The 13,607-nt window shown below is 56.7% G+C and carries 12 protein-coding genes; 6 read left to right on the top strand and 6 right to left on the bottom strand.

The features are described from left to right. Positions 1-14 precede the first annotated feature (14 nt). The gene (locus tag B195_RS22585; protein ID WP_003438075.1) at positions 15-977 is read left to right on the top strand and encodes a GTP-binding protein; all 963 of its coding nucleotides are present in this window, start codon (positions 15-17) and stop codon (positions 975-977) included. Between the two features lie 265 nt (positions 978-1,242). Here B195_RS22585 and B195_RS22580 read toward each other — a convergent pair whose 3' ends face one another. Continuing rightward, complete coding sequence (locus B195_RS22580) at positions 1,243-1,644, bottom strand: DUF3301 domain-containing protein (RefSeq protein ID WP_003438076.1); 402 nt, start codon at positions 1,642-1,644, stop codon at positions 1,243-1,245. A 113-nt stretch (positions 1,645-1,757) separates the two neighbouring features. On the opposite strand from B195_RS22580, the gene pdxY reads away from it, so the two are divergent. After that, a complete protein-coding gene (gene pdxY / locus B195_RS22575) occupies positions 1,758-2,630 on the top strand; it encodes a pyridoxal kinase PdxY (protein ID WP_003438078.1) in 873 nt (290 codons plus the stop codon). A 60-nt stretch (positions 2,631-2,690) separates the two neighbouring features. Here pdxY and B195_RS22570 read toward each other — a convergent pair whose 3' ends face one another. Continuing rightward, a complete protein-coding gene (locus tag B195_RS22570) occupies positions 2,691-3,176 on the bottom strand; it encodes an acyl-CoA thioesterase (protein ID WP_003438079.1) in 486 nt (161 codons plus the stop codon). 286 nt (positions 3,177-3,462) lie between these two features. On the opposite strand from B195_RS22570, the gene B195_RS22565 reads away from it, so the two are divergent. Then, positions 3,463-5,223, top strand: a complete 1,761-nt coding sequence (locus tag B195_RS22565; RefSeq protein WP_003438081.1) for a cation:proton antiporter — start codon at positions 3,463-3,465, stop codon at positions 5,221-5,223. Between the two features lie 116 nt (positions 5,224-5,339). Here the strand turns inward: B195_RS22565 and B195_RS22560 are convergent, their stop codons facing one another. From B195_RS22560 to uvrD, 3 genes are all read right to left on the bottom strand, one after another. Continuing rightward, positions 5,340-5,747: an SMI1/KNR4 family protein gene (locus B195_RS22560; RefSeq protein WP_003438083.1), complete on the bottom strand. Its 408-nt coding sequence runs from the start codon at positions 5,745-5,747 to the stop codon at positions 5,340-5,342. A gap of 134 nt (positions 5,748-5,881) precedes the next feature. After that, on the bottom strand, positions 5,882-6,736 hold the full coding sequence (locus tag B195_RS22555) for a Tim44 domain-containing protein (RefSeq protein WP_003438085.1): 855 nt from the start codon (positions 6,734-6,736) through the stop codon (positions 5,882-5,884). 275 nt (positions 6,737-7,011) lie between these two features. Further along, complete coding sequence (gene uvrD, locus B195_RS22550; protein ID WP_003438087.1) at positions 7,012-9,195, bottom strand: DNA helicase II; 2,184 nt, start codon at positions 9,193-9,195, stop codon at positions 7,012-7,014. A 206-nt stretch (positions 9,196-9,401) separates the two neighbouring features. Between uvrD and B195_RS22545 the strand changes: the two genes are divergently transcribed. The 3 genes from B195_RS22545 to B195_RS22535 all read left to right on the top strand — a co-directional run bounded on the left by B195_RS22545 (position 9,402) and on the right by B195_RS22535 (position 12,666). Next, complete coding sequence (locus tag B195_RS22545) at positions 9,402-11,276, top strand: bifunctional diguanylate cyclase/phosphodiesterase (RefSeq protein ID WP_003438089.1); 1,875 nt, start codon at positions 9,402-9,404, stop codon at positions 11,274-11,276. Between the two features lie 135 nt (positions 11,277-11,411). Then, complete coding sequence (gene hexR, locus B195_RS22540) at positions 11,412-12,278, top strand: transcriptional regulator HexR (protein WP_003438091.1); 867 nt, start codon at positions 11,412-11,414, stop codon at positions 12,276-12,278. A 175-nt stretch (positions 12,279-12,453) separates the two neighbouring features. Continuing rightward, the gene (locus tag B195_RS22535; RefSeq protein ID WP_003438094.1) at positions 12,454-12,666 is read left to right on the top strand and encodes a PA3496 family putative envelope integrity protein; all 213 of its coding nucleotides are present in this window, start codon (positions 12,454-12,456) and stop codon (positions 12,664-12,666) included. Here B195_RS22535 and B195_RS22530 read toward each other — a convergent pair. Continuing rightward, positions 12,623-13,570 carry a LysR family transcriptional regulator gene (locus B195_RS22530; protein ID WP_003438097.1) on the bottom strand — a complete coding sequence of 316 codons (948 nt, stop codon included), beginning with the start codon at positions 13,568-13,570 and terminating at the stop codon, positions 12,623-12,625. The two genes, B195_RS22535 and B195_RS22530, sit on opposite strands and share 44 nt — an antisense overlap. Between the last annotated feature and the right edge of the window lie 37 nt (positions 13,571-13,607).

Below are 13,607 nucleotides of genomic sequence, written 5' to 3'. Positions count from 1 at the left end.
AGAAGCCGGCAAAAATGTTGCACAACATTCCCACCCACCTGATTGCCGGTCCCCTGGGGGCCGGCAAAACCAGTCTGCTCCAGCACCTGATGACGCAAAAGCCTGAACACGAACGCTGGGCTGTACTGGTCAATGAGTTCGGTCAAATTGGCCTGGACGCGGCTTTAATGAGCCAGCAGGACGGTGCTGTCGCCATTGCCGAAGTGGCGGGTGGCTGCGTGTGTTGCGTCAATGGCGCGCCGTTTCAGATCGGTTTGAGCCGTCTTTTACGCAAGGCTCGTCCCGATCGATTGTTTATTGAGCCTTCCGGTCTGGGGCATCCGGCCCAAATCATCAAGCAACTCAGCGAGGCTCCGTGGCTGGGGGTTTTGGCGTTGCAGCCCTGTGTCATGGTGCTGGATGCACAAGCACTGGCCCAGGGAAAACCCCTGCCTCAAACCCAGAAAACGGCCCTGGAAATCGCCGGTTTAGTGGTCATGAATAAATCTAATAGTGTGCAAAACGAGCAACGTGAGCGAATTGCATATGACCTGCCAAAGTGCCCGATTGTATGGACCGAACATGGCCGAATCCCTTTAAATACGCTGCCTGCAGCCAATATGAATGTTATTCATGCTGTGGATAACTCGTTGATTTATAAGGATATTAATCAAATTGGCAGGGTGTTTTCCAGTCCCGATACCCCGGTTGTAATGACCCGGCTTGACCCTGAAGGGTGGAGTGCGGGGTGGTGCTGGCATCCGTCCCGGCAATTTGATCTGGGGCGGTTGCAGCAGTGGCTGGAAAGTCTGGATTGGCGTCGCGCCAAGCTGGTTATCCATGGCTCTTCGGGCTGGTTTTCAACAAATTCTGTGGATAACTGTGTTGCAGACTGGAAACCAAGTGAGTGGCGCAAGGATTCACGCATTGAACTGATTTTCGATCAGCCACAGGACGTGAATTCATTGCTGTTCGGGCTGAAAAACTGCATCGAGTAGTCTTTTGCCCAGGCATGGTTGCCTGCTTGGGTCGATAACAGGGCGTTTCGGGCACATTTTGTGCTGGTAAAGTTGTCCTACAATCTTCGGCGCGAGCATGAATTATTCCCGGCTAAAATCCGGATCAAGCGTCTATTTCGGGGGTTCAGGGCGGTTTCTTGAAAAGTTATCCACAGGCATTTTGCCTGCGATGTCTTGAAGGTATTGGCTAACCGCAGGAGCAGTTTTCGGCAGCTCTTGCGGGCGCTTCGTCAGCCATCCGGGGTCAGTGACGGGTCTTGCTGTGGTCCTGGCGCCATTGGCTGAGTTCAATCACCTGGGCGCTGGGGATCTCGCTCGGTTCAGGTTCAGTTTTGAACGGGTAGGGCGGCAGTTCGATTTTTGCGCTATGGGCACCGAATTGCGTGATGGTCCCGGTGTGGCGTTGCTCGCCGGTTACCGTGAATTCAAAGTTATACACGCGCGCCAGGCGCTTGCGGCCGTTGGCATCGGCTACCAGGCCGATTTTTTTAAGCGCGACGTTCTCATCCAGTAAATCGATATCAAGGTTTTTGCAGTGTTGTTTGACCCGCTCCAGCGCCCGTTCGCGCAGGCCGTGGTTGTGCCACAGCCAGGCAGCGCCAGTTGCCAGCAGCATCAGCACAAACATATTTCCAAGGGTCAGCATTAAGTGCGCTCCAACAGATTAGGTTCAGCTTAACTGCGTCTTCAGCCTGTCGTACAGGCTGCATTTAGCCGCATACTGCGTGGCTTGAATCCACCCGTAGTCTGGAATCCGGCATGAAACGTACACCTCATTTACTCGCCATCCAATCCCACGTGGTTTTCGGCCATGCCGGCAACAGCGCTGCTGTATTTCCCATGCAGCGCGTCGGGGTGAACGTATGGCCTTTGAACACGGTGCAGTTCTCCAATCACACCCAGTATGGTCAGTGGACGGGGGAAGTGCTGGCTCCTGAACAAATTCCTGCACTGGTCGAGGGTATTGCCGCAATCGGTGAGTTGGGCAATTGCGATGCGGTCCTGTCCGGCTATCTGGGCAGTGCCGCGCAAGGGAGGGCGATCCTCAGTGGTGTGGCGCGCATTAAAGCGGTTAACCCGAATGCGCTGTACCTCTGCGACCCGGTAATGGGGCACCCTGAAAAGGGCTGCATCGTGCCCGAGGAAGTCAGTAGCTTCCTGCTCGAAGAAGCTGCCGCGATGGCGGATTTTTTATGTCCGAACCAGTTGGAGCTCGACAGTTTCTGCGGTCGTCATCCGCAATCACTGCTCGACTGTCTGGCGATGGCGCGCAGTTTGCTGGCACGCGGCCCGAAGGCCGTGCTGGTCAAGCACTTGTCATATCCCGGCAAGCCGGCAGAGAGCTTCGAGATGCTGCTGGTGACCGCTGAGGGTAACTGGCACTTGCGCCGCCCGTTGCTGGCCTTCCCGCGTCAGCCTGTGGGGGTTGGCGACCTGACGTCAGGATTGTTCCTGGCGCGAGTGCTGCTGGGCGACAGCCTGGTGGCTGCGTTTGAGTTTACGGCAGCGGCAGTGCATGAGGTGTTGCTCGAAACCCAGGCGTGCACCAGCTATGAGCTGCAACTGGTCAGGGCCCAGGACCGCATAGCCCATCCGCGCGTGCGGTTTGAAGCTGTGCCGATCAATCTGTAGGCACATCACAGATAATTTGTGGGAGCTGGCAAGCCAGCCCCCACAGCGTTCTGTAGCGCGTTATACCCCTTCGTGTTTCAACTCTCTGTAGCGCTGCTCCAGCTCCTGACGGATCTGGCGACGTTGCTTGCCCTGGATAAAACGGCGCCTGTCTTCGCTGTTCACCGGTTGCAAAGGCGGTACGGCCGCGGGTTTGCGGTCGTCGTCCACGGCTACCATGGTGAAGAAACAGCTGTTGGTATGGCGTACTGAGCGTTCACGGATATTTTCGGTGACCACCTTGATCCCGACTTCCATCGAGGTGTTGCCGGTGTAGTTGACCGATGCGAGGAAGGTGACCAACTCGCCGACGTGGATCGGCTCGCGAAAAATCACCTGATCCACCGACAGGGTGACTACATAACGACCCGCATAGCGGCTGGCGCACGCGTAAGCGACTTCATCGAGGTACTTGAGCAGGGTTCCGCCGTGAACATTGCCAGAAAAGTTGGCCATATCCGGGGTCATCAGGACCGTCATCGACAGTTGGGCGTTTCCGGGTTCCATAGCAGCAGGCTCGCGGTAGTGTTGCAGCAGTGAAATGGGTATCTCTGTGGATACTTGTCGATTTTTGAAACAGTAAATAACGGGACGCTACGGTTTTGGCTGCCGTCACGCTTATGTCCATCTGTTTCCATATATTGCACTGCCTTTCAGCTCGAAGTCGCAGTGTTAACCTGCAAAAACCCGTCAATCGGGAAATTCCTACATTTAAAACGGTGATTTGCACAGCTTAAGTAGCTGCGTCTGTCGTCTTGTTGCCTGGTGATAATTAAACAAGGAGCGTCAAGCCATGCATGCCATCAGTTTTATTCAGGATTTGGCAGTCATCATGCTGGTTGCAGGCGTGGTGACCATCCTTTTCCACCGCTTCAAGCAGCCCGTAGTTCTGGGGTACATCGTTGCAGGTTTTATTATCGGGCCGCACACCCCGCCATTTGGTTTGATCCACGACGAAGAGACGATCAGGATCCTGGCCGAACTGGGCGTGATTTTTTTGATGTTTTGTCTGGGGCTGGAATTTAGCCTGCGCAAACTGTTCAAGGTGGGGGCCACGGCTTTTATCGCAGCGTTTATGGAAATAACGCTGATGATCTGGATCGGTTACGAAATTGGTCGCTGGTTTGACTGGAACACCATGGACTCGCTGTTTCTGGGGGCCATTCTGGCCATTTCCTCGACCACCATCATCGTTAAGGCGCTTAACGACCTGAAGATGAAAAATGAGCGCTTCGCGCAGCTTATTTTTGGCGTACTGATCGTTGAGGATATTTTAGGTATCGGGATTATCGCGCTGCTGTCCAGTATTGCGGTCAGCGGTAGCGTCAGCCCCGAAGAGGTGTTTTCGACCGTAGGCAAACTGTCGTTGTTTATGATCGTGGCCCTGGTCATCGGGATTTTGTTGGTGCCGCGAGTGCTGGCCTATGTCGCCAGGTTTGAAAGTAATGAGATGTTGCTGATCACTGTGCTCGGGCTGTGTTTTGGCTTCTGCCTGCTGGTGGTCAAGCTGGAATACAGCATGGTACTCGGGGCCTTCCTGATCGGCGCGATCATGGCCGAATCTCGTCAGTTGCTAAAAATCGAGCGCTTGATCGAACCCGTGCGTGATTTGTTCAGCGCCATCTTTTTCGTCGCCATAGGGCTGATGCTCGACCCGGCGATTCTTTTGGAATACGCACTGCCGATCGTGGTGATTACCATCGCGGTGGTACTGGGCAAGATGCTTTCTTGCGGCTTGGGCGCGTTTATCGCAGGTAACGACGGACGGACGTCATTGCGGGTCGGGATGGGGCTGTCGCAGATTGGGGAATTCTCTTTCATCATCGCGGCGCTGGGGATGACATTGCAGGTCACCAGTAGCTTCTTGTACCCCGTAGCGGTCGCTGTGTCGGTGCTCACTACCCTGATGACGCCTTACCTGATTCGCGCCGCAGATCCGCTCTCGCACAAGCTGGCGCAGGTCATGCCGAATCGTCTGTCCCGGGTTTTTGGGCTGTATGGCGAATGGCTGCGCAGTATTCAGCCACAGGGAGAGGGTGCGTTACTGGCGGCCATGATCCGGAAAATACTGCTTCAGGTGGGGGTGAATCTGGCTTTGGTCATTGCCATTTTCTTTGCTGGCGGATATTTCGCTCCGCGAATCGGGCGCTATCTACAGGGCTGGATCCTGGAGCCAAGCTGGCAAAAAGGCATGATCTGGGGGGCGGCCTTATTGCTCTCGCTGCCGTTTTTGATCGCGGCCTATCGCAAGCTTAAAGCGCTGTCGATGTTGCTGGCGGAGATGGGCGTCAAGCCTGAAATGGCCGGGCGGCACACCCAGCGCCTGCGTCGGGTGATCTCTGAAGTGATCCCGATTTTATCGTTGCTGGTGATTTTTCTGCTGCTGTCAGCACTGTCGGCGAGCATCTTGCCGACCAATGAATTGCTGATGGTGATTGCGGTAGTGGCGGCGGGGGTTGCAGCAGTATTGTGGCGCTGGTTTATCCGGATTCATACGCGCATGCAGGTGGCGCTGCTGGAAACTCTGGATAATCACAAGGAGGGGGGGCACTAGACAGTCGGTCTCTGCAGGAGCGAGCTTGCCTCGCGGTGCTGGCGACGCACTGAGTTCAGTGCGGATGCCTTCGCGAGCAAGCCTGCTCCTGCAAAATAACCCGGGGCGGACAGCTATCAGCTTTCCAGCCAGACGTCCCGCGCCCAGTGCCAGACGGATTCCCACGTCTCTTCGGTAACCAGTTCTTCTTCGCCGGACCACAGCACCACGGTGCCGTCTTCCTCAACGCAGTAGTAGTCGTCACCGTCCTGACAAATCGGGATCAGGCTGCGATCTACACCGGCATCCCAAGCGGTCGCGGCTACATCAGGCAGATAGGTGTGGGACTGAGGATCGGTTACGGTGACCGGCTCCAGGCTGCCATACACCACGTCACTGACAGTCAGCAAAAACTCTCTGAATACGAACGGGATATCGATGAACAGTTGTTCTTCGATTTCCACCAATTGGTCTTCATCTGGCAGTTCCAGGGGCACTGGCACTGGCTCATTTTGTTCACGTAGTTGTTCGATGATCTCTTCCACGACCTCAATCCTCATGCTCTATGGCGCGGTTTATATGACGCGCTTTATACAGTAGCTCGTTATAAGTGCAATCGTGAAATGCAAAACCCCGGACAAGTCCGGGGTTTTGGTTACAGCGTGCAATGCCTGATGGATTAGCCGTTCTGGCGAATACCGGCAACCAGCCAAGGCTGGTTATCACCTTGCTGACGTTCCATGTTCCAGCTTTCGCTGAACGCTTCGCCCTGGTCAAAGCGCGAAGACTTCGACAGACCGCTGAAGGTCAGGGTCGCGATGGTTTTGTCAGCACGATCATCCAGGCCGTCCAGTTGAACGGTCAGGTTGTCGATGTAGGTCGACTGGAAGCCGTCACCCAGATCCGCACGTTCACGCTTGAGGAAGTCGAGCATTTGTGGGGTTACGAACTCGGCAATCTTGTCCATTTCGTTGGCATCCCAGTGCTGTTGCAGGGATTGGAAATGGTTGCGCGCAGCTTCCAGGAAGTTCTGTTCGTTGAACCAGGCCGGAGCGTTGATCACCGGACGTGCTGCAGGTGCAGCCGAGCCGCCACCGAAGATCGAGGCTGCAGGCTTGGCATCGAACGCTTCGCGTTGCATTGGCGCGTGGCCAGCCGGGGCCATCATTTCAGACTGTTGCTTGCGGCGACGGGCGGCAATAAAGCGGAAGATCAGGAAGGCGATGACCGCCATGATCAGAATGTCGAAGAATTGCATGCCCTGGAAGCCGCCGCCCATGAACATGGACGCCAGCAGGCCGCCAGCAGCGAGGCCAGCCAGAGGGCCGAGCCAGCGCGAAGCACCGCCGGCTTTGGCAGCTGCACCCGCAGCACCGGCAGCAGCAGGGGCTGCGGCGGCTGGAGCGGCCTGACGCGTTTGATGGCTAGGGGCCGAACCAAAGCTCTTGCCGCCGCCGAAGCGTTTGGCGTTTGCGTCGAGACTCATCGTCAAACCGATGCACAGCGCCATGGCGATGCTAAGAAAACGTTTCATAAGGGGTTCCCATTTGTGGATGACACGCGCGCCATGTTGCACAGGTGAGGTATGGCTGGCTAGCGGTGAAGTGTTTCGGGCTTTTGCCTGTTTGGATGTAAGAGTTGGATTTTTTCAAAGCAGGAAGGCGGGAAATATCTTGTGGGAGTTGGCTTGCCAGCGATTACATGAACGCGGTGCATCAGGTGACCGCATTCGTTGTATCGCTGGCAATTCAGCTCCCGCAAGCGTCCAGGGCCAACCTATCTTATTCCTGAATAGCTGTAGGCCAGCTGTCAGACGGCTTCAAGTTTGGCGTAGCCCATCATCAGCCACTTGCTGCCCTCGGAGAAGTTCACCTGCACCCGCGCCTGTGCGCCTGCGCCCTCGAAGTTGAGGATGACACCTTCGCCGAACACCGCATGCTTGACCAGCTGGCCGAGTTTGAATTCGGTTTCCGGGATCTCCGAGCCACCGAACAGACTGCTGGCACTCTGCTTTTGACCGCCGCCGAAAGGACGACTGACACTGTTGGAAAGTCGAACTTCCTGAATCAGTCCTTTCGGCACCTCACGCACGAAACGTGAAACCTTGTTGTAGGTTTCGGCGCCGTACAGGCGACGGGTTTCGGCATAGGTCATCACCAGGTTATGCATCGCCCGGGTGATGCCCACGTAGGCCAGACGACGCTCTTCTTCAAGGCGGCCGGGCTCCTCCAGGCTCATCTTGTGCGGGAACAGACCTTCTTCCATACCCACCAGGAAGACGTACGGGAACTCCAGGCCTTTGGCGCTGTGCAGCGTCATCAGCTGGATGCCGTCTTCGTGCTCTTCGGCCTGGGTGTCGCCCGCTTCCAGCGACGCGTGCCCGAGGAAGGCGGCCAATGGCGACAGTTCTTCATCTTCGTCATTGTTTTCGAAGTTGCGTGCCGCGCTCACCAGTTCCTCAAGGTTTTCTACCCGTGCCTGGCCTTTTTCGCCTTTTTCCGCCTGGTGGTAGGCAATCAGTCCGCTTTGCTCGATGACGGTCTGGGTCATCAGATGCAGCGGCATCTCCATGACTTTTGCCGAAAGATTTTCGATCAGCTCGATAAAGCCGGTGATGGCGCCAGAAGCGCGACCGGGCAAAGCCTTGTTGGCGATGAGCTGGCGCATGGCTTCCCACATCGACACATCGCTGTGGCGTGCGTGCTCACGAATGGCCTCGACGGTTTTTTCGCCAATGCCGCGAGCCGGGACGTTAATTACCCGCTCCAGCGCTGCATCATTGCCGCGGCCTTCAAGCAGGCGCATGTAGGCCATGGCGTTTTTAATTTCGGCGCGTTCGAAGAAGCGCTGACCGCCATAAATACGGTAGGGAATACGCTCGCGCAGCAACGCTTCCTCAAGCACCCGGGACTGGGCGTTGGAGCGGTACAGAATGGCGATATCGCTGTGGGAAAGACCGGTTTTCAGGGCGCTTTCGATGGTTTCGACTACATACCGTGCTTCGTCGTGCTCATTGAAGGCCGCGTACAAATTGATCGCTTCGCCTTCGCCGCCGTCGGTCCACAGTTCTTTGCCCATGCGCCCGGTGTTGTTGGCAATCAGGGCGTTGGCCGCTTTGAGGATGCCGGCACTGGAGCGATAGTTTTGTTCCAGACGAATGGTTTCGGCGTCCGGGAAGTCGGTTGAATACTGATAGATGTTTTCAATCTTGGCGCCGCGCCAGCCGTAAATCGACTGGTCGTCATCGCCCACCACCATCAAGCTGTCGCCGCCCTGGGCCAGGAGTCTGAGCCAGGCGTACTGAACGGCGTTGGTGTCCTGGAATTCGTCCACCAGAATGTGCCGGAAACGCTTCTGGTAATGCGCCAGCAGCCCCGGGTTGTCGCGCCACAGATCGAGGGCGCGCAACAGCAGCTCGGAGAAGTCGATCACACCGGCGCGCTGGCACGCGGCTTCATAGGCTTCGTAAATGTTGCGCATGGTGGCCAGGAACAAATCGCCGCTGGCCTGAATGTGTTTGGGGCGCAGGCCTTCATCTTTCTGGCCGTTGATAAACCATTGCGCCTGACGCACCGGCCAGCGCTGTTCATCGAGGCCCAGCTCGCGAATCACCCGTTTGACCAAGCGTTGCTGGTCATCGCTGTCGAGAATCTGGAAGGTCTGGCTCAGCCCGGCTTCTTGCCAGTGAGCACGCAACAGGCGGTGAGCCAGGCCGTGGAAGGTGCCTACCCACATGCCGGCCGGGTTGATACCCATCAACTGTTCGATGCGATGACGCATCTCGGCAGCGGCCTTGTTGGTGAACGTCACCGACAGTACGGAGTGGGGCGACGCGTTTTCGACCTGGATCAACCAGGCGATACGGTGCACCAGCACACGGGTTTTGCCGGAACCTGCGCCGGCCAGAACCAACTGACGCCCGACACTGGCCGTGACGGCCTGACGTTGGGCATCGTTGAGAGAATTTAATAATAGAGAGAGATCATCGCGCATCGGGCCATTCTAGGGGGAGCAGGCAAACCGGGCAAACCCCAATCCGTGTCGGGCATTGCTTTGCCGGTTGTGATGAAAAGCAGGGCCGGCAGTGAACGGAGTGTGCGGATGAATTCGTGCCGCTGTTTTCGTCTATTTGGTAGCAGGCGTTGCTTGTGTATGCTCGGGAAACTTTTTGGCTCATCCACTAATTAAGAATTTTGCCAATGATTCAGGGTTTTAGCTCGCTGGGTGGTGTTATTGGCATAGGGTCCGGTATTTTTCTGGCGCTGGTGGGTGTGCTCGGCTGGAAAATCAATCAGGACCGACACATACGTCGTCGGCATCACCAGAAGGTGTTTGAAGACCTGCAGCAAGCCAACGTCCTGAGTAAACAGCTCAATATCGAACTGGCGCGTGAAGTGGAGCAGCGGCGATTGGCCGCAACGGTGTTTGAAGCGGCCGGCGAAGGTATCGTGATTCTCGACCCGGCTTACAAAATGCTGGCGGTCAATCAGGCGTTTAGTCATATCAGTGGCTATGCGGTTGCAGAGCTGACCGGGCGCCGGGTCGATGAGCTGGCCTGCAGCCGCGATGCCTGTCGTCATTTTCCAGCCATTCAGGCCTTGCTTGGCCTGCATGACAGCTGGCAAGGGGAGTTGGTTGAAACCCGCAAAAACGGCGAACTCTATCCTCAGTGGCTGCAACTCAAAGTGGTGCGCGACGGGGCCGGGAGTGTCAGTCATATCGTGGCCTTTATCAGCGACCTTTCAGCGCGCCGCATTTCTGAGGTGCGGGTGCGCCACCTGACCCATTTTGATGAGCTCACCGGTCTGGCCAATCGCCTTTTATTCAAGGAGCGTCTGGAGGAGGCCAGCCAGCGGGTGCGTCAAGGCTCGCGCAACCTGGCGCTGCTGCACATCGATCTCGACCGTTTCAAGCTGCTCAACGACAGCCTTGGGCATGAACTGGCAGACCAGGTGCTGCAGCAAGTGGCAGAGCGCCTCACCAAGGCCTTGCCCGAGGCCGACACCATTGCGCGCCTGTCGGGCGATGAGTTTGCTGTCCTGTTCGATACCTATGCCAGCCTGACCAGCCTGGCGCGGGTGGCCACCCGCTTGTTGAGCAAACTCAGCCGCCCGTTGCTGATTGATGGCCATGAACTGGTGATCAGTGCGTCGATGGGGATCAGCCTGTTGCCCGACAGCGCCCGAGACATTGCGACCCTGGTCAATCAGGCAAGCCAGGCCATGCAGCAAGCCAAGCACGTGGGCGGCGGTACTTTTCAGTTTTTTAGTCACAGTCTGCAACACAGTACCCTTGAGCGTTTTCAGCTGGAAAACCAACTGCGTAAAGCCATCGCCGAAGGCCAGCTCAACGTTTTCTATCAACCCAAGCTGTGCCTGCGTACGGGACGTCTGCATGCGGCCGAAGCGTTGGTGCGTTGGGACCATCCCCAGTTGGGCAGCGTGCCACCGAGCGACTTTATTGCCCTGGCTGAAGAGACCGGCCTGATCGGTGCCATCGGCGAGTTTGTGCTGCGCGAAGCCTGTCGTCAGGCCTGTGAGTGGCAACGTGCGGGGCTGGCTGCGATACGGGTTTCGGTCAACCTTTCGGGGCATCAGTTGCGCCAGGGCAAGCTGGTCAGCCTGGTGCGTCAGGTGCTCGAAGAAACCGGGCTGGCGCCGCACTGCCTGGAGCTCGAATTGACTGAAAGCCAGCTGCTGGACAATGTTGAACACGTCATCACGACCTTCCAGCTGCTCCATGAGTTGGGGGTGAAGCTGGCGATCGATGACTTCGGCACCGGTTATTCATCCCTCAGCTACCTCAAGCGGTTTGCCGTGGATTACGTGAAGATCGATCAAGTATTTATTCGCGGTGTCGGACGCTGCAGCGAAGACGATGCCATTACCATTGCGATTATTGCCATGGCCCACAGCCTGGAGCTCAAGGTGGTGGCTGAAGGTGTTGAAGATGAGGTGCAACTTGGGTTTCTCAGGAGCCAGGGATGCGACGAGGTTCAGGGTTACTTGATCAGTCGTCCGGTAAACGCCACGGCTTTAGGCGATTTGCTGCGCACCGGTGTCGTTGTTATGTAGTGTCAAAAAGAGCTACATGGCGGGAAGTACTGGAGCAGGACGATGTATTGGTTGGGCAGAAAGCGATTTCTTGTAGTATAACTACAAGATTGCTACATCCCCGGCGCCCGCCGCTTACAGACCGAGTCCTGCCCTTTGAACCTGCTGCAACATATCGCCCAGTCACGCCACCTGTTACGTAAATCGGAACTCAAGGTCGCCGATCACGTGCTGCTTGATCCTGCGGCTGTAATGCACAGTTCCATGGCTGATCTGGCTCACAGCGTCGGCATCAGTGAGCCCACGATCGTGCGTTTTTGCCGCGCGATTGGCTGCTCCGGGTTTCAGGACCTGAAACTCAAGCTGGCCCAAAGCCTGGCCGCTGGCGCCAGCTTTGGTCAGTTCGCGATTCATGAAGACGACTCGGTTGCCGATTACAGCCTGAAAATTTTCGACACCACGCTGCACACCTTGATGGACGTGCGCGAAAAGCTCGACCCGGTAGCGTTGCAGCAAGCCGTGACGGCCATGTCCCAGGCGCAGCGGGTCGAGTTCTATGGTTTTGGTGCCTCTGGCGCTGTAGCGGCGGATGCCCAGCACAAGTTTTTCCGCCTGCTGCTGACCGCTGCTGCCTACTCTGACCCGCACATGCAGGCGATGTCGGCCGTAACCCTGAAGCCTACTGACGTGGCGATTTGCATCTCACAGTCCGGCCGCTCCAAAGACCTGCTGATCACTGCCAACCTGGTGCGCGAAAGTGGCGCCACCCTGATCACGTTGTGCCCAAGCCAAACGCCCCTGGCCGAGCTTTCGACCATCAACCTGGCGATCGATGTTCACGAAGACACCGAAATCTATACCCCGCTGACGTCGCGTATTGCCCACCTGGTGGTGATTGACGTGCTGGCGATGGGGGTTGCCATGGCCCGCGGTCCGAGCCTGGTCAACCACCTCAAAAGCGTTAAACGCAGCCTTCGCAGTCTGCGCCTGTCACCCAAGTCGCTGAAAAGCCACGACGATTAAGCGCCGCACAATCACTGCAGGAGCGAGCTTTTGATCTTTAAAAGATCGCGAGGCAAGCTCGCTCCTGCAGATAAGGCACTTTGTCAGCCTTCATTTTCCTGTCATCCCCCTTTCGCCAAGTCGTCATAAACAAAGTCCATCGTGAAACTCCCGTACACGCCTTGGGAGACTCGAAATGGCCCAGCCTTACGAAGAACGCAACAGCGCCGTCAAAACCCGTCGTCAGCAAGAAGACCAGCGGCGCATGGCCTTCCGTCGTGCGATTGAAGACCGTACGAATCAGCGTCAGTTGAGTATGGAAACTGCCGATTATCCCGACCTCAACTCGCTTAACTACTGGCAGGCTATTTCGGCAAGTGACCGTCGAAACGCTCAACCAGTGCGCTGATTTGCAGGCGTTCACTGCGAATAAAGTCCAGAAAAGCATGGGCCACCGGTGACAGGCGCTTGGCTTTGGCCTGCACCACGCACCAGCTGCGATACAGCGGCAACTCCTCGACCGGCAGCTCGCGCAGCAGTCCGGTCGCCAGCTCCAGGCTGACGGCGTGGCGCGTCAACAGCGCCACTCCCAGCCCGGCCACTGCGCATTCACGCTGGGATTCGTTCGATGCCACTTCCAGTGTGTGATTGAAGTGCACGCGCTTTTCCTTGAAATATTCTTCGCAGGCCATGCGCGTGCCCGATCCCTGCTCGCGCATCAGCAGGGTGTAAGGCTCCAGATCCTGTAAACGTAACGGGCCCAGAGCGCACAGCGGGTGGTCCGCCGGGACCACGGCAACAATCGGGTTATTCAAAAACGGCAAAAATTCCAGGCCCATGTCTTGCGGCACCATCGACATGATCACCAGGTCGTCGCGGTTGTCCGACAGCCTACGCACAGCCTGTGCGCGATTGACCACGGTGAGCTGCAAATTGACTTCCGGATGCTGGCGCTTGAATGCGGCAAACAGGTGCGGGACGAAATACTTGGCGCTCGATTCGACCGCCAGTTTCAGCTGCCCCTGCAGTGACCCCAGCATGTCGGAAAGCTGCATATCGAGATTTTCCAGGCGCCCGAAAATATCTCGACTGGCCAGCTGAAGCGCTTCAGCGGCCTCGGTCATGTACAGCTTTTTACCGACGTAATCGAATAAAGGCTGCCCGATCAGCTCTTCCAGCTGCCGAATTTGCAGACTGACGGCGGGTTGAGTGAGAGACATTTCTTCAGCTGCACGGCTGTAAGAGCGCAGATCGCAGACTTCGTTAAAAACTTGAAGCTGCCTAAAAGTGATACGCATCAATGACTTACGCATTTTTTGTAAGTTATCCGGCTGAGCAAGTCATTCAACT

Source organism: Pseudomonas sp. Lz4W (assembly GCF_000346225.2).
Lineage (GTDB): Bacteria > Pseudomonadota > Gammaproteobacteria > Pseudomonadales > Pseudomonadaceae > Aquipseudomonas > Aquipseudomonas paraversuta.
This window is presented reverse-complemented; position numbering and strand designations above follow the sequence as displayed.